The following is a 16782-nucleotide window of genomic DNA, read 5'->3' as shown; positions in this document are numbered from 1 at the left end:
TTTACATGTATTATTTTCCTTATCGATAATGATAATTGTTATCAATTGAAAATTAAGGGGCGTTATGAAAATGATTACAAAAAAGTTTAATTCTTTTTTGACAATGCTACTTGTAGCTATCGGGTTACTAGTAGTTGCAGGTTGTGCAGATAAAGAAACGGGCACAGAAGAAAATAAAACAGAAGAAACAAATTCTCAAGCTACAAATTCAGAAAATTCCGCAACTGAGTATCCAATTGTGATTAAACATGCACTAGGCGAAACGGTGATTGAAGAAAAGCCGGAGCGTGTAGCAACGGTTGCATGGGCAAACCATGATGTGGCACTTGCTCTAGGTGTAGTACCAGTAGGTTTCTCAGCAGCTAACTACGGTGTTCAAGATGAAAGCGGTATGCTTCCATGGACAGTAGAAAAGTTAAAAGCGCTTGGTGAAGAGAACCCGAACATTTACCAAGATACAGATGGCCTGGATTTTGAAGCAATTTCAGATTCAAATCCGGATGTTATTTTAGCAGCATACTCAGGACTTACAAAAGAAGAGTACGATACGTTAAGCGAGATTGCTCCAGTCGTTGCATACCCGGCAACTCCTTGGGTTATTACATGGCGTGACCAAATCCTATACAACGCAAAAGGTATGGGTATGGAAGAAGAAGGAAAGCAATTAATCACGGACACAGAAAAATTAATTCAAGATAAAGCAAACGAGTTCCCTGAAATTAAAGGGAAAAAAGCGGCATTCGGTATGTTTAACGCGACAGATTTATCAAAGTTCTATATTTATACACCAGCTGATCCACGCGGAGAATTACTGGAAGAGTTAGGTATGGAATTTCCAGAAAGCATTAAAGCCCAAGTTCAGGATGAAAGCAACTTCTACATTGAGTTAAGTGCAGAAAATGCGGATGCTTTAAATGATGCTGAAATTCTAATTGCATATGGCGATGCCTTCACATTAAAAGCACTTCAGGGAGATCCGATTTTAGGGAAAGTTCCTGCAATTAAAAATGGTGCGGTGTTAATTATTCCTGACAATACTCCACTTGCTGCAGCAGGAAACCCGAATCCATTATCCATTCAATACACAATTGATGAATACGTATCACTAATTTCGGAAGTTGCAAAAAAGTTGAAGTAATATGAAAAGTTCATCCGTTATAGAAAAGAAACAATTTATGATGCCGCGTAATTTTATAAAAGTTTTAGTGCTTTTAATTATTTTACTCGGCCTATGCATACTCGCGTCATTAGTATTTGGTTCTCGGATGATTAGTTGGACAGATCTTCTGAATGGATTATTCCATTCAGAAGTTCAGTCACATGAAGCTAATGTAGTAAGACAGCGTATTGTCAGAACCATTTTTTGTTTATTATGTGGTGCTGCATTAGGTGTTTCTGGTGCACTTATGCAATCGGTTACACGAAACCCGATTGCGGATCCGAGTATTTTAGGGGTAAACACAGGGGCATCCCTTTTTGTCGTTTGTGGCATCGCCTTTTTAAACATTAGCTCAGCAAATCAATATATTTGGCTTGCAATAGCGGGAGCGTTTATTACCGCTATTTTTGTATTTGGAATCGGTTCAATGGGCAGAGGTGGCGCAACACCATTAAAGCTTGTATTAGCAGGTGCAGCAACGAGCGCAATTTTGTCCTCATTAGTTGTTGCAATTATGATTCCACGGACGAATGTTATGGATCAGTTTCGGTTTTGGCAAGTCGGAAGTGTCGGTTCCGGCAGCTGGGATACAATCACATTATTTATTCCATTTATTGTAGTAGGAATATTCATTGCACTGTTTACAGCGCCTGCACTCAATGCATTGGCATTAGGTGATGACGTGGCCACAGGGTTGGGTGTACGTACAGTTACAGTAAGAATAGTAGCGGCATTAGGTGGCGTATTATTATGTGGGGCTGCTACGGCTTTGGCAGGTCCAATCGGCTTTATTGGTTTATTAGCTACACATATCGTACGTCTCGTGATCGGTCCTGATTTACGTTATATTATTCCGATGTCGGCTTTGTCAGGGGCAATTATTTTAACGATATCCGATGTGGTCGGCAGGCTTCTTGGCAGTCCGAGTGAACTCGAAGTTGGAATTGTGACTGCCTTTATAGGGGCGCCAATTTTAATATTAATTACGATGAAAGCGAAAATGCGTGCAATATGATGAATGAAACGATGAATATGATTAAGACATTAAGACTAAAAAGAAAACGTCGCTTTATGATGATGACTTCTATACTGGCTATTATATCGTTAGTACTTTGCGGTTTAATGCTCATGCTAGGCAATACCATTTATCCAGTCCAGGATGTCGTAAAGGTATTATTAGGTGAACAGGTGAAAGGGGCTTCTTTTGCGGTAAATACGATTCGTTTCCCGCGAATGGTGGCAGGCTTATTTGCAGGCTTTGCATTTGGTGTAGGGGGCTATATTTTCCAAACGATGCTGCGTAACCCGCTAGCAAACCCAAATGTGATTGGGATTACAACAGGTTCAAGTGCCGCAGCTGTTTTTTGTATCATTGTACTGAGTACAAGCAACACCGTTGTATCCATTGCAGCTGTAATAGGAGGGCTTGCAACAGCTATCTTTATCTATCTGCTGGCAAAGGGTTCTTCCTTTTCGATTGGTCGACTTATTCTAATCGGTATCGGTATTCAGGCGATGCTTACGGCCTTTATCAATTATTTAATGTTAATCGGAAATACACATGATATTCCGGCAGCTATGAGGTGGCTGAGCGGGAGTTTAAATGGAGCCAAATTGATTAATTTATATCCATTAATTTTAATAGTGTGTATTTGTACACCGATTTTAATGTATTTTGCAAAACGCTTGGAAATGCTCGAGCTAGGCGAACAGGCAGCTACGTCTTTAGGGGTCAATACGAACAAAACGAGACTTATCCTTATTATTACATCTGTTCTCATGATTGCATTAGCTACTGCTGCTACTGGTCCGATTGCATTTGTTTCCTTTTTAGCAGGCCCGATTGCAAAGAAAATTGTAGGTGTTGGATTTTCAGCACTCATTCCGGCTGGTTTAATTGGTGTTATTTTAGTATTGGCAGCAGATCTTATTGGTCAGTTTGCTTTTGAAACACGTTATCCGGTTGGAGTCATAACAGGGATTCTCGGTGCACCGTACTTAATCTATTTATTAATCCGTATTAATCGAAAGGGAGATTTATGATGAAAACAATGCATTCATTCCAAACGCAAAATCTTGTTGCCGGCTATGACAACAAAACGATTTTACACGGTATAAGTCTAGCGATTCCAAGCAACAAAATCAGCATAATTATCGGTGCGAATGGTTGTGGGAAATCAACACTTTTAAAAACGATGGCGCGATTAATAAAGCCGATTTCCGGTCAAGTTATGCTGGATGAGCAATCGATAAACAAAATCCCTCCTAAGCAGCTTGCACGTGTTTTAGGTCTGTTGCCACAGTCACCGGTCGTACCTGAAGGAATTACGGTAGCTGATTTAGTAGGGCGGGGGCGATTCCCGCATCATAGTTTCTTAAAGGGTTGGTCAACTGCAGACTATGAAGCAGTGGCGGAAGCGATGGAAATAATGAATATTACCGAATTTGCCGATAGTCATATTGATGAGCTTTCTGGTGGTCAAAGACAACGTGTATGGATCGCCATGGCACTTGCACAGCAAACTGATATTTTGTTTTTAGATGAACCGACAACGTATTTAGACATTACGTATCAAGTAGAAATTTTGGATTTGCTGACAGATTTGAATCGTAAGCGTGGCACTACGATTGTAATGGTCCTGCATGATATTAATTTATCAGCACGTTATGCAGACCATATTTTTGCATTACATGAAGGTAAGCTCATTTCAGAAGGAATCCCTTCTCAAGTTATTACAAGTGAATTAATAAAAAGTATTTTCGACTTGAATTGTATCGTTACACAAGATCCAGTTTCGAATTCCCCATCCGTTGTACCAATCGGGAGACATCATGCGAAATCCGAAATGCTCGTTTAACTTTTTACACAATCCGGAAGCAACTAAGCCAAGGCGAAATGATTAGTAATTTAAGCTAACTTTTTAGAAATGAAAAAGAATGGAGTGTTTCGAATGAACGATATTTATGATGTAACGATTATCGGTGGAGGACCAAGTGGATTATATAGTGCGTTCTATGCAGGATTAAGGGAATTAAAAACGAAGATCATCGAATTTCAACCGACGTTAGGTGGAAAGCTGCATGTATATCCGGAAAAGATTATTTGGGACATTGGCGGCTTACCTGCGACACCTGCTCAAAAAGTAATTGAAAATTTAATCGAACAAGGACTAACATTTAAGCCGACTGTATGCCTTAATACGAAAGTCGAATTCATAACAAAAAAGGACAATCTATTTGTTATTGAAACGAATACAGGGGAAAAGCATTATACGAAGAAAGTGATTGTAGCAGTAGGTGGCGGCATCATAAGTCCAATCAAATTGCATATTGAAGGAGCAGAGAAATATGAGGTGTCGAATTTACATTATACGATTCGAGGCATTCAAAGCTTTAAAGATAAGTCGCTCCTAATTTCAGGCGGTGGCAACTCCGCAATAGACTGGGCAAAGGATTTAATCGGTATTGCAAAGCAGATGATGGTCATTTACCGAGGAGATAAGTTGTCAGCCCATGAAGCGCAAATTCGTTATTTGCAGGAAAATGGTGTCCCGATTATTACGAATACACAAATTAAAACGCTCGTAGCAAATGACGCCAAGACAAAAATTGAAGAAGTTGTTTTGGAAAACGTTAAAACAAATGAACTTTCTAAAATCGTAGTAGATGACGTACTTGTTAATCACGGCTATGATCGTGACCATTCTTTTTCATTTGATACAAGCTTGGCTCCAGAAAAAGATACTGACTATAATTATTATTATGTGACGGATGGTAAAGGACTGACATCCGTTGACGGAATTTATGCGGTCGGTGATATTTCTAAATATGAGAATAAAGTGTATTTAATAACAGGTGCTTTCCAGGATGCGGTCAATGCGATTAATTCTATAAAAGTCAGTTTAGAACCGACTGCAGATCAATATGCAAAGGTTTCCTCACATAATGAAATGTTCGAAAAGCGCAATCGTGAAGTAATGAAGGGGATTTTGATAAAGGGTTAATCTGCAATAAAATAAAGAGATATTTGACGTAAAAGTTACTAATAGCTTTTGCGTTTTTTTATTACTGAAAAAGTGCAACGAATACCCTATAATGAAGGTGAAAGTGATTTAGTAATATTAGGAAATTAAAAAAGGGGTGCTAACTATGGTTTTACAAAGAATCTATAATTACAAGTGGCTTCTCATTGCCCTTGTTATTTTAACAGGAAATTTAATCGTATATCAGCTTTCATTCATTGATACTCTTCCAATTGATCAAATAAATGGGATGGTTATAGGTTCTCTAATAGATTGTGCGATAATTGCACCAGCCCTTCTTCTATTGCAAAAAGGAAAATGGTCTATTAAAAATTTTATAGCCTTTGTTGCAATGGGTATTATATTTGCAAGACTTGTTATTCCAACAGCATTTATAGAGCCTTTTCGTTATATGATGTGGTCAGCGATTGCAGTTGAAGTAGCATTGATTATTTTGGAGCTCACTATTTTAGTTGTTTTTATAAAATACTTACCGAGTATTATCCGTGCAGTCAAATTAGAGCGAGAGCAACTTATTTTTGCATTTCCTCAAATTGTAGCGGAGAAAGTTAAAGACAACTTACTTATAAAAATACTTTGCTCGGAGATTCTTGTGTTTTATTACGCATTTTGTAGTTGGAAGAAAAAACAGCCAAATGGATTTACAGTATACAAAAATACGATGTATATCGCTTTTTTAATCATGATTTTTCATGCGGCTTTATTTGAAGCAATCGCATTTCATTGGTTTTTTCATGATCGAGTGCCATTTTTAGCTTGGGGACATACCATTCTATCAGTCTATGGACTTTTATTTTTACTGGCTGATTTTCGTGCATTAGCTCTAAATCCAGTAAGAATTGCAGATGGTAAACTATATATTTCCAATGGATTAATGAAACGAGCAAAAATTGACTTAACGAATATTGCGCAACTTCATGCAACTGTTCAAGATGAAAATATATTTCATTTTAAAGTATTAGGAAATACAGATGAACTGCCTGCCTTTGTCATTGAGGCGAAGGAATTGCAAATAATTCATGGAATTGGAGGCTATGAAAAAACGGCGAAATATATTGGAGTTTATGCCGATGACCCGACTAACTTGCGCATGGAAATTGAATCCGCGATGAAGTAGTGTAAAAAATGTACGTCGGGGGTATATACAAGGGAAAGTAATTATACGAGGTGAAAAGATGAATATACGAATTCTAGGTTATAAAGACGCAACGAAATACAAAGAACTACGATTACAGGCTATAAATGATTCCCCGACATCATTTTGCTCATCGTACGCACAGGAAGAAATCTATACCCTGCAGGAAACCGAACATAATATTCGCCCGCAGACAGATCAATTTACACTTGGGGCATTTGAAGGTGACCAACTAATCGGCATGGTTACATTTAAACGCGAAACAAATGCAAACCTGAATCATAAAGGGCGTTTAATGGAAATGTATGTTACCCCTGAAATGAGGAAAAAGGGGATTGGTAGGGCAATGTTGGAAGAGCTGTTGCGTTTGTTAAAAGAAAATGAAGGACTTGAGCAACTTTATGTGACAGTCGAGGCAACAAACGTACAGGTGCTTGAACTTTGTAAATCTCTTGACTTCAATCAGTATGCGATTGAAAAGCGCGCAATGAAAATGGATGGGAAATACTTTGATGAATTGTGGATGGTAAAAAATCTATAACAGTAAAAAACGTAAAAGCAACTTTGATTGCTTTTACGTTTTTTCTATTATATCGCACTTCCAGCAGAGCCTTTTGATAACCGTTCTGAAATAATTAATACAATGAGGATTAAAATAATCTGCAGAACGCCATATGCACAAGCAGTTCCGAACTTAAAGGCGTAGAGCTTTTGGAAAATTGCAACTGAGAGCGGAATGGTAGATGTATTATAAATTAAAATTGATGCAACAAATTCCCCGATACTTTGTACAAAAGCTAGCAAAGTACCAGCAAGAACACCAGATAAAGTTAGGGGAATGACAATTCTTCTAAAAGTATACAACCACGTTGCACCTAAACTACGTGACGCCTCCTCAACAGATTGATCCAACTGCATAAGGGAAGCAGAAGTGGATCTAAACACAAGCGGCAAATGCCGGATAAAGTACGCGAGTGGTAAAATCCAGAATGATCCGATTAACACTTGATTGAATGTAAACACACTTTCAGTAGAGAATGCTGCGATTAAGTTAACTGCTACCACGGTACCAGGTAATGCCCATGGAATCGTGATTAAAATATCGAGCATTGTTTTTCCTTTGAAATTTAGTCTGACCATTGCATATGCTGCCGCCACCCCGAAAATAATATTGCCGATTGTCGCGATAAAGCCCATTTGAAGCGAGTTCCAGATTGGTCGCCATGTACGTTCATCCGTAAATAGCGCTTTATAATGATCAAGCGTATATTCGGTCGGTAAAATTTGAATCGTCCAAGCACCATCTTTTGAAAATGAAATTAAAATAAGGACTAAAATAGGCAAAATTAAAATGAGAGTCCCTATGAAAGATAAAACAACAGCGATATACTTTAAAGGCTTTGAACTTACTTCAGATCGGTGCACACTTACGCCTTTACTTAAATTTTGGTAATTTCGTCGGTTTTGATACCAGCGCATAATAAGTAGGAATGTAATAGAAACGAATGATAAAATCGTTGACTGTGTCGCGGCCATATCTAAGTTTCCGTTCGTTCGCGATAAATAAATTTGCATAGTCATTGTCCGCTCCACCCCGAACATGAGCGGGGCAGTATAGGAAGCCATAGACACCATAAATACGAGTAGTGACGATGCGATTAAAGAAGGTGTAAGCATCGGTAAAATAACTTTCCTCCATACACGGATACGACTCGCACCTAAACTTGTAGCTGCTTCCTCTAATGAAGGATCGAGTCCTTTAATTGCAGCAGAAGCGGTTAAGTAAAAGTACGTATACATTGTAAAGGTATGAACCACAATCACACCCCAAATTCCTTTCAGTGCAAAAGGAACGTCTTCCAATTGGAACATTTGCTGAAATAAGCGCGGAAAGATTCCACTTTCTCCATACAAAAATGTAAAAGATAAAACACCTACCAAAGGTGGCAATGCCATTGGGACAAGTACTAAAATAGATAGTACTCTACGGCCAGGAAAATCATAGCGCTCCAGTAAAAATGCCATCATAACCCCAACCACTGCACAACAGATTACACTAATTATCGATATATAAAAGCTGTTCCAAAGTGCTTCTAAATTCGCTGTGCTTTCCAAACTGAAAAACTTCTGATAATTTGCAAGAGTATTCTCGCCTGCAAAACTTTGCACGAATGTTGTATAAAATGGATAAATAACATAAGCAAATAAAATTAAAAAGAGGGGAGAAATGAGAATATAAACAAAATAGCGTGATTGTGTTAGACGAGACCACCAATTTGCTTCAAAATTATCAACAGATTTTTTGCTCATAGTGTGCCTCCCCCCTATTCTCCAAGAAAATAAATATTCTGTTTTGGAATATGCAGTTCTATCGTATCACCAGCTTGCATAAGTGCTCTCTCACGACTAATAATCATTGCTTTTAGGGTAATGTCATTCCATCTTAAAAAGTAGTTAACACTAACACCGGTAAATTCATTTAGCTCGATTACACTTGTGATCGTATTATCACCAGGACCACTTTCAAAAGCTTCGGGACGTATAGACACATAAATTTCATCGCCGGTATTTATTTGTAAACCTGCTGCCAAGTTTTCAGTCAAGCCTTTTAAAGTTAGTCCAGTATCATTTTCAACAGTAATAATATCTCCTTCGATAGATTTGACGTTCATTGTAAGTAAATTTGTTTCCCCTATAAAAGTAGCAACAAAGCGATTGTTTGGTCGATGGTAAATTTCCTGTGGGGTACCGATCTGTTTGACGATGCCATTTTCCATTACCATAATTCGATCCGACATTGCCATTGCTTCGGTTTGATCATGGGTTACATAAATAGTCGTCACGCCAAGCTCTGATTGGATCCGTTTAATTTCGATGCGTGTTTCTTCTCTTAACTTTGCATCCAAGTTAGATAGCGGCTCATCGAGTAAAAGTATATCCGGTTCAATGACAAGAGCTCTGGCCAGCGCAACACGTTGCTGCTGGCCACCGGAAAGTTCGTTAATTTTGCGGGAACCTAATGGACCTAAATGGACAAGCCCTCGAATACGGTCTACCTTTTCCTTGATTGTCTTTTTATCATATTTTCGAATTTCCAGACCAAATGCGATATTTTCATCGACCGTCATATGTGGGAAGAGTGCATAGTTTTGAAATACCATACCGATATTGCGCTTATTTGGTTGTAAAGTTGTGACATCTTGATTGTCAAAGTAGATTTTTCCTTTGGATGGATAATAGAATCCGGCAATCATCCTCAATGTAGTCGTCTTACCACAACCACTTGGACCTAAAAAAGTAAAAAACTCACCTGACTTTATATCCAATTCTAAATCGTGAACACTCAATACATCACCGAATTTTTTTGATACATCATTAATACGAACAGCTTTCATCACATCGAACTCCCTTCACACAGTAGTAGCTAGAAAAGAAAGACCTCTTGTGCAGAGGTCTTTCGAGTAAAAATTATTTGCCTTTGCCTTTAATATTTGAATCCCAATGTTCCATCCATTCCGCTTCTTTATCTGCCATCACTTGCCAGTCAATATCCATTGATTTTAAATCCAGATCTTTGTACCAGTCCGGCATTGCATCAGGATCGATATCCGTACGAGTCGGAATTTGATAATATTCTTCAGAAAGCTCAATCATTGTATTTTGGTCAAATAGGAATTCCATAAAGAGTTTTGCATTTTCTTCATTCTTTGCATTGTTCACAATACCAACTGCATCGACTAAAATAGGTGCACCGCTCTTAGGATAAATAAAGTCAAATGTGTAATCAGTCGTATGTTTCTTAAGTAAAATATCCTGTAAGTTCCATAAAGAGATGGAACCTTCCTGACGAGCTAATTTTAAATATAATGCGTTTGGATCCTGTGTATATTCCTTCGTATTAGCATCTAATTTCTTCAACCAGTCATAACCTTTTGAAGGATCATCTGCACCTTGTCGATAAATCATGGATGAGTAGATTGTACGCATTGTACCAGATGCAAGGACGCCGCGAATTAAAATCTCGTCTTTCCATTTCGGATCAAGTAATTCGTCCCAATCCTGTGGACCTTCTTCAGGGGATATAACATCACTATTAATCATAATAACTTCAGGTAACAGCATTTCACCTACCCACCGGTTTTGTTCATCTTTATGAAGCGGATCGATATTATCGATAAATGAAGGGTCCCATTCTAAAAGTAAATCTTCACCTGCGGCAACCATCATAGCTGCCTGTGTTCCGCCCCACCAGAAGTCACCTTGTGGGTTTGCTTTTTCACCTCGAACACGCTCCAAAATTTGCTGTGCGCCCATCGTCATGTATTCCACGTCAATGTTCGGGTAGCGCTCATTGAATTTTTCAATAATACCTTGTACCATGTTTTCGTCGCGCCCTGTATAAATAACGAGCTTCCCTGATGCATTTTCTTCAGTTGTACCCTCTGTCGTGCCACTATCGCTTTGTGTAGAGCCATTTGTTGACTCATCAGCATCATTACACGCAGTTAAAACTAATAAAAGAGTTGCGAGAATAAGAGTTAGCCAAGTAAATCTTTTCACTTATATTCCTCCTTAAATATAGTTTTATTTCTATAAATCAGAATAAATTAACTATTCTGTCTTTATTCTAACTTCTATATTTTTAACATTCAATTAAATATATCCATTTATATTAAATATTTACAGTTTACTGTAATAAAAATTAAATTTTAATAGATTTTATTAATTTACAAACTTTTACAACTATTTTTCATACAAAGTAATTTTGTTTATTTACACGTATTAAGGGAATTATAAATGTATAGCACGACAGCGTTAAATAAATAGCAAAACCTAAAGTACGTTAGTATGTGCATCTCATCTTATAATTGATGAAATTATAATACTGAAGGAGTGAAATCATGAAAAGCAATAAAGATATTGCATTACAAATTCTAAATGAGAACAGTATCGGTGTCATGGCAACGAATAATAACGGTGTGCCGAATTCGCGCTATATGACTTTTTACTATGTAGAATCAAAACTTTATACGGTAGCTGAAAAAAATTCGACAGTAGCACGTGAAATTACAGAGTATGGTGGCACACATATTTTATTAGGATATGAAAGTGAAGGAATTCTCGAAACCTTTTTGGAAATTGAAGGTAATGCTGCTACGACATTAAATGATGCTGTAAAGCAACAATTACTTGAAAAATACCCTTCACATGCAGATGGAGATTTTGTGCTAATTCAAATTACGCCTACACGAATGAGAATTATGAATAAAAACGGTAAAAATCAAGAAGAAGTTCATTTAATCTAAGGGGGGCCAAGTAATGGATACATTAAAAGAAAAAATTCTTTCAATTATTAATGACAACAATATCGGTACAATGGCAACATTAAACGGACGTCAACCTTATGTTCGCTATATGACGTTTACGAATGAAGAATTTGTACTATATGCTACAACAACAGAGGATTCACAAAAAGTAATGGATTTAAATGAAAATCCATATACGCATATTTTATTGGGCTATACGAAAGAAGATATGGATGCGCCATATGTAGAAATCACGGCTAAACTGAGTGAAATTAAAGATGATACACTTAAGTTGAAAATCACAAACTTTTTCAAAGATATTTTCACATCAGATGAAGGTGAAATGGTTACGATTCAGTTGGATCCGATTTCAATTAAATTGATGAATGACGGAGAGCCACAGGAACTAAACTTTTAATGAAAGTATCTTGCACTAATTAAATATGTATTGAAGAAGCAATGACATTAAATTGTCGTTGCTTTTTTTCATGTTTCAATTAGTTTATTTACTAAAAGAAAAGCTGATTTATACAAAGTATGAAAACAACAATAATTTGTAAATATTTCAGGGAATTATTATGACATTTGTATGATAAGATTTTTAAGAATTAAATATATTATATGGGGGATTTATTATGAAACTGGGTACTAAATTAAATTTAGCTTTTTACTCAATTATTGCGATAATGATTATTACCGCTGTTATTGTATTCATCAACTTAAACATGATTGATGAAAAACAAACAGAGGCATTAGATAATCGTGTAGAGCAAATTCGTTTAGTTGATGACATTCGGGCAAACCTTGCTTTTCAAGGATTATATGGACGAGCACTTATCTTGGAAAATTCCAATAAGAACCAGGAAAATTTGCTTACATATGCAGGTAAATTAGATGAAAATATTAAACAGCTCGAAGATTTAGCTACAACAAATACAATGAAATCTTATATAGAGGAAATCACAGTATTTAATAATCAATTTAACGAAAGTGTCGAAAAACTACTAGCTACGCTTGAGACTGGCAATATCCAAGCGAGTACAAATATCGTAAATAATGATTTGCAAAATGCGAACGTGGGGATTTTAAATGTAGCGAATGATATGATTACATTCCAGAAATCACAGTTGGATGAAATTAAGAACGAAACCGAACAAACAATGACAACTTCAAAAATAGTTTCAATGGTTTCCGTTCTGATAAGTCTTATAGTCGGCTTCCTTATGGTTTTATTTGTAAAAAAATCTATCGTAAAACCTTTGGCGACTTTAATGAACGCAGCAGAACATATTTCAGAAGGGGACTTAACACATCCTACAATAAAAATTCAATCAAAAGATGAAATTGGGCAACTAGGCACAATTTTTAATAAGATGAAGCTAAACCTGCAAATCTTAATCCAATCTGTTCAAAATAATTCACAACAATTAACTGCTGCTGCTGAGGAGCTCTCAGCAAGTGCGGAAGAAATTACTGCAACGACAGAAGATGTGACACAGCAAATTGAGATTACTGCAGATGCGGCACAAAATTCAGCAGTTGCTTCAAATGAAAGTGCTCGTGCAATGGAAGAAACTGCCCACGGTGTTCAGCGCATCGCGGAAGCTTCTCAAGTACTTCACAATTCATCGTTGGATGCAAGTTCGACTGCTACAAAAGGTGCTCAAATTATTGAAAGTGCTCAAGAGCAGATGGCGACAATCAATCACTCAACTTCTACTGTGAACGAACTTGTACAAAAGCTATCGGCACAAACGGTCGAAATTGAAAATATGACAAAGGTTATTACGGACATTACAGATCAGACAAATCTATTATCCTTGAATGCAGCAATTGAGGCGGCACGTGCGGGAGAGCATGGGAAAGGTTTTGCAGTGGTAGCTGATGAAGTTCGCAAACTTGCAGAAAGCTCGAAGCAATCGGCAAATTCCATTGTTGGGTTAACAATGGAAATTCAGCGTGATACTTTCAATGTAGAGCAAGCTGTTTCAAGCGCACTTAACTCAGTAAATGACGGCGTAAAAATCATTGGTAACGCAGGTGAATCATTCAATGAAATTGTTGGTGCAGTTGATTTAATGACAACACAAATCGAAGAGATTTCGGCAACAGCAGAGCAACTTTCAGCAAGTTCTGAGGAAGTGACAGCTTCTGTAAATGAAATTGCAAGTGGAGCAGGTAGTGCTTCTCAAAGTATGATTTCCGTTGCCGCAGCGATGGAAGAACAATCGGCAACGATGCAGGAAGTAAGCGGTATAGCTGTTTCTTTAGTAGATAGTGCAGCTGAATTACAAAATGAAATCGGGAAATTTAAAGTATAAAATATTCCCTGGAGTAAGTAAAAACAAAAAAAGCTCTTATGAAGCAGGACTTTCACTGCATCATAAGAGCTTTTATTTAATCTTTTAAAAACACTGGAATGTAAGGATAGAATTGCGATTTACAGTGCTGAATATCCAACCGAATCGTCCCCAACGGAAGCCTAAAATTATATTAGAAGTAACGAAAGTTGGGAAAAACCAGAAGCTATCACCATTTCTTTGCCAAATAAACGTATTCCTGTAAATACACCGTCTTATGCCGCTCGAACCTTGCTGCGATTGAGTTGCAGACAATTGCATTTGTGGTGTAAAAGCAGGAGGTGGACCCGTAGGCATAGGCGTGTTTCCTCCTGGTTGAGGTGGGCCGCCTGGGAATGGCGTATTACCCTCGCCTGGTGGTGGAGGAGGACCAATCGGGAATGGACTATTACCACCTGGCTGAGGTGGACCTCCAGGACGAGGAGGATTCATCGGGAATGGACTTGATGGATTAAACGGTGGCGGAAAAAATGGGCTGAATGGTTGTTGATTGGGGCTATTGTCAAATGGGTTAAATGGATTTTGAGTCAAAAATTTACCTTCCTTCTTAAAGTATTCATTGCTAATCTATGTGAGAAAATGCACTACTTTCTAGGGTATAGCCTATATAATTGTTATAATTTTACATGTTGGCATTGGAAATTTGATTAATGCGCGGAATTTTAATAAAATCACGAAGAATAGGTTTCAAAGAAGGGAATTAAAAAATGAAAAAATATATGCTCGCACTATTTTTATTATTGCTAGCCGGCTGCAGTGATGGAGAAGGGAAACAACATACTAAATTTACAGAACAGCAGGCGGTACCATTCGAATTAGTTCATTATGAAGAGAAAATTGCTCCTATTTATGAATCACTCGTTCCTTATATTGCATATGCCAATACGCCGTCACAATTTGAAGCACTTCAAGGACGATTTAATGTAGAAAATTTTTCAATTGATATGGACAAATATATGGCTGTATTTATCGTTACTTATTCAGATGGCTGTGGTACTTCCGTCGATGGTGTATATAATCAGGATGATTTTTTATCTGTTCAACTAATCGATGCTAAAGGTGAGTCATGCGATGTAGAGGGAGTTCCTCACACATTTGTTTTACAAGTGGAAAAAAATGATTATAAAAAAGTACAGTTGTTTAATGGTGAAATAATCAAATCTTCAGTAGATGTAGAATAGAAAATAAAAAGGAATTTTCGGCTTTGTAAAAAAAGGTTGAAAATTCCTTTCCTTTTTAGAGGAGATAATTTGCTATCACAAAAAAAAGAATATATAATCTTCTTAAACTATAACGTGATGGTTTTGATTGCTAGTTTAATCATACTCATCATATTCTTTCTTATATTGAGCATGCTATTGCTCAATTTGGGTACATAAAAATAGAAGAATAAAAAATTATAGCAATTCATTTTGGAGGTGAATCCCTCATCTAGAGGGAAGTAATTGGACGTAAACACCATATTAAACATCATTTTATTAATTATCTTTTTAGGTTTAACAGCTTTTTTCGTTGCAGCAGAATTTGCTGTCGTGAAAATCCGTAAGTCGCGTATTGATCAATTGATTTTAGAAGGTAATAAAAAGGCAGTCATAGCAAAAAAAGTAGCAGGTGACCTTGATTATTATTTATCTGCTTGCCAGCTTGGTATTACTATTACAGCAATCGGCTTAGGTGCTTTTACAAAGCCGTACGTAAAGGAATTAATGTATCCTATATTTAATTGGTTAAATGTTTCGGATATTGTAGCTTCTGCTGCATCTTATGTGATTGCATTGGCGATTGTAAGTTATCTACATGTAGTAATCGGTGAAATGGCGCCAAAAACATTGGCAATTCAGTTCTCGGAGAAAGTGACATTAATGCTTGCGGGACCACTTTATTGGTTCGGTAAAGTGATGTATCCATTTATACAGGCTTTAAATGGAACGTCGCGCCTGCTTTTACGTGCAGTTGGTGTCAAATCAGCAAGTGAAGATCAGGCATATTCGGAAGAAGAGCTTAAAATTATAATGGCACAAAGCTTTCAAGGCGGCCAAATTGATCAGCAAGAGCTGAAATATTTGGAAAATGTGTTTGCATTTGATGAGCGTGATGCAAAGGATATTATGGTACCACGTACAGATTTAATAACAATCGATAAAGATATGAGTGCGGAGGAAATCGTTCAAATATTAGATGAACATAACTACACACGTTATCCTGTCGTTGAAAATAATGATAAAGACCGTATTATCGGTGTCGTCAATGCCAATAAGCTTCTCAGTCATATCGTTTCTAACCGAGAAGTTCAGTTGGATCAATTTGTAAGAAAAGTTCCGTTTGTTTTAGGTGTAACAAGCATTCAGGATGCTTTATTGAAAATGCAAATGGCAAAAGTACATATGACAGTTGTCATTGATGAATATGGTGGCACATCCGGTGTACTGACTATGGAAGACGTATTGGAAGAGCTAGTAGGCGAAATCCGTGATGAGTTTGATGAAGATGAAGTAGATGAAATCCGTAAATCCGGTGAAAATGAATATACGATAAGCGGACGCGTATTACTAGTTGAACTGGAAGATCGTTTCGGCTTTGAATTTGAAGACAGTGAAGAAATCGATACGATTGGTGGTTGGATCCAACATACGAGCATTGACTCGGTTAAAAATGGAGAAGAGCTCCAAATTGGTGATGAAATCAAATTCGATGACCATAGCTGGACTATTTCGGATATGGATAATCTTCAAATTAAAGAAGTCGTCTTAAAACAATATAAATTTCAACAGTAAAGAAC

At 37.2% G+C, this 16782-nt stretch carries 16 protein-coding genes; 12 read left to right on the top strand and 4 right to left on the bottom strand.

Features of this window, described 5'->3' with window-relative positions; all coding sequences use genetic code 11:
* Nucleotides 1–70: 70 nt before the first annotated feature.
* From MKY13_RS15435 to MKY13_RS15405, 7 genes are all read left to right on the top strand, one after another.
* Nucleotides 71–1138 carry an iron-siderophore ABC transporter substrate-binding protein gene (locus MKY13_RS15435; protein WP_191699787.1) on the top strand — a complete coding sequence of 356 codons (1068 nt, stop codon included), beginning with the start codon at nt 71–73 and terminating at the stop codon, nt 1136–1138.
* A 1-nt stretch (nt 1139) separates the two neighbouring features.
* Nucleotides 1140–2174 carry an iron ABC transporter permease gene (locus MKY13_RS15430; protein WP_191699788.1) on the top strand — a complete coding sequence of 345 codons (1035 nt, stop codon included), beginning with the start codon at nt 1140–1142 and terminating at the stop codon, nt 2172–2174.
* Nucleotides 2171–3202, top strand: a complete 1032-nt coding sequence (locus tag MKY13_RS15425; protein WP_339213670.1) for an iron chelate uptake ABC transporter family permease subunit — start codon at nt 2171–2173, stop codon at nt 3200–3202. Before MKY13_RS15430 ends, MKY13_RS15425 begins: the two co-directional genes overlap by 4 nt.
* Nucleotides 3202–4017 (top strand): ABC transporter ATP-binding protein, encoded by an 816-nt coding sequence (locus MKY13_RS15420; protein WP_191699790.1) that lies wholly within the window; start codon nt 3202–3204, stop codon nt 4015–4017. Before MKY13_RS15425 ends, MKY13_RS15420 begins: the two co-directional genes overlap by 1 nt.
* A 93-nt stretch (nt 4018–4110) precedes the next feature.
* Nucleotides 4111–5163 (top strand): NAD(P)/FAD-dependent oxidoreductase, encoded by a 1053-nt coding sequence (locus tag MKY13_RS15415; RefSeq protein WP_339213668.1) that lies wholly within the window; start codon nt 4111–4113, stop codon nt 5161–5163.
* A 145-nt stretch (nt 5164–5308) separates the two neighbouring features.
* The gene (locus tag MKY13_RS15410) at nt 5309–6319 is read left to right on the top strand and encodes a hypothetical protein (RefSeq protein WP_339213666.1); all 1011 of its coding nucleotides are present in this window, start codon (nt 5309–5311) and stop codon (nt 6317–6319) included.
* Between the two features lie 58 nt (nt 6320–6377).
* Entirely contained in the window at nt 6378–6878 is a 501-nt protein-coding gene (locus tag MKY13_RS15405) for a GNAT family N-acetyltransferase (RefSeq protein WP_191699793.1), read from the top strand.
* A gap of 47 nt (nt 6879–6925) precedes the next feature.
* Here the strand turns inward: MKY13_RS15405 and MKY13_RS15400 are convergent, their stop codons facing one another.
* From MKY13_RS15400 to MKY13_RS15390, 3 genes are all read right to left on the bottom strand, one after another.
* Nucleotides 6926–8647 carry an iron ABC transporter permease gene (locus MKY13_RS15400; protein ID WP_191699794.1) on the bottom strand — a complete coding sequence of 574 codons (1722 nt, stop codon included), beginning with the start codon at nt 8645–8647 and terminating at the stop codon, nt 6926–6928.
* A gap of 14 nt (nt 8648–8661) precedes the next feature.
* Nucleotides 8662–9732, bottom strand: a complete 1071-nt coding sequence (locus MKY13_RS15395; RefSeq protein WP_191699795.1) for an ABC transporter ATP-binding protein — start codon at nt 9730–9732, stop codon at nt 8662–8664.
* 73 nt (nt 9733–9805) lie between these two features.
* Entirely contained in the window at nt 9806–10897 is a 1092-nt protein-coding gene (locus tag MKY13_RS15390; protein ID WP_191699796.1) for an extracellular solute-binding protein, read from the bottom strand.
* Between the two features lie 341 nt (nt 10898–11238).
* On the opposite strand from MKY13_RS15390, the gene MKY13_RS15385 reads away from it, so the two are divergent.
* The 3 genes from MKY13_RS15385 to MKY13_RS15375 all read left to right on the top strand — a co-directional run bounded on the left by MKY13_RS15385 (nt 11239) and on the right by MKY13_RS15375 (nt 13964).
* Nucleotides 11239–11643 carry a pyridoxamine 5'-phosphate oxidase family protein gene (locus MKY13_RS15385; RefSeq protein ID WP_191699797.1) on the top strand — a complete coding sequence of 135 codons (405 nt, stop codon included), beginning with the start codon at nt 11239–11241 and terminating at the stop codon, nt 11641–11643.
* A 13-nt stretch (nt 11644–11656) separates the two neighbouring features.
* On the top strand, nt 11657–12061 hold the full coding sequence (locus MKY13_RS15380) for a pyridoxamine 5'-phosphate oxidase family protein (RefSeq protein WP_191699798.1): 405 nt from the start codon (nt 11657–11659) through the stop codon (nt 12059–12061).
* Between the two features lie 217 nt (nt 12062–12278).
* The gene (locus MKY13_RS15375) at nt 12279–13964 is read left to right on the top strand and encodes a methyl-accepting chemotaxis protein (protein WP_339213660.1); all 1686 of its coding nucleotides are present in this window, start codon (nt 12279–12281) and stop codon (nt 13962–13964) included.
* An 84-nt stretch (nt 13965–14048) separates the two neighbouring features.
* On the opposite strand, the gene MKY13_RS15370 is transcribed toward MKY13_RS15375, so the two are convergent.
* Nucleotides 14049–14534 carry a hypothetical protein gene (locus tag MKY13_RS15370; RefSeq protein ID WP_339213658.1) on the bottom strand — a complete coding sequence of 162 codons (486 nt, stop codon included), beginning with the start codon at nt 14532–14534 and terminating at the stop codon, nt 14049–14051.
* Between the two features lie 176 nt (nt 14535–14710).
* Here MKY13_RS15370 and MKY13_RS15365 point away from each other — a divergent pair, with 176 nt between their 5' ends.
* Nucleotides 14711–15184, top strand: a complete 474-nt coding sequence (locus MKY13_RS15365) for a Fe-S oxidoreductase (protein WP_191699801.1) — start codon at nt 14711–14713, stop codon at nt 15182–15184.
* 264 nt (nt 15185–15448) lie between these two features.
* Nucleotides 15449–16777 (top strand): hemolysin family protein, encoded by a 1329-nt coding sequence (locus MKY13_RS15360; protein WP_339213655.1) that lies wholly within the window; start codon nt 15449–15451, stop codon nt 16775–16777.
* The last annotated feature ends 5 nt before the right edge of the window (nt 16778–16782 follow it).

This window comes from Solibacillus sp. FSL W8-0372 (genome assembly GCF_037969735.1).
Classification (GTDB): domain Bacteria; phylum Bacillota; class Bacilli; order Bacillales_A; family Planococcaceae; genus Solibacillus; species Solibacillus faecavium.
The sequence above is the reverse complement of the archived record's forward strand: the minus strand, read 5'-3'. Positions and strand labels throughout refer to the sequence as shown.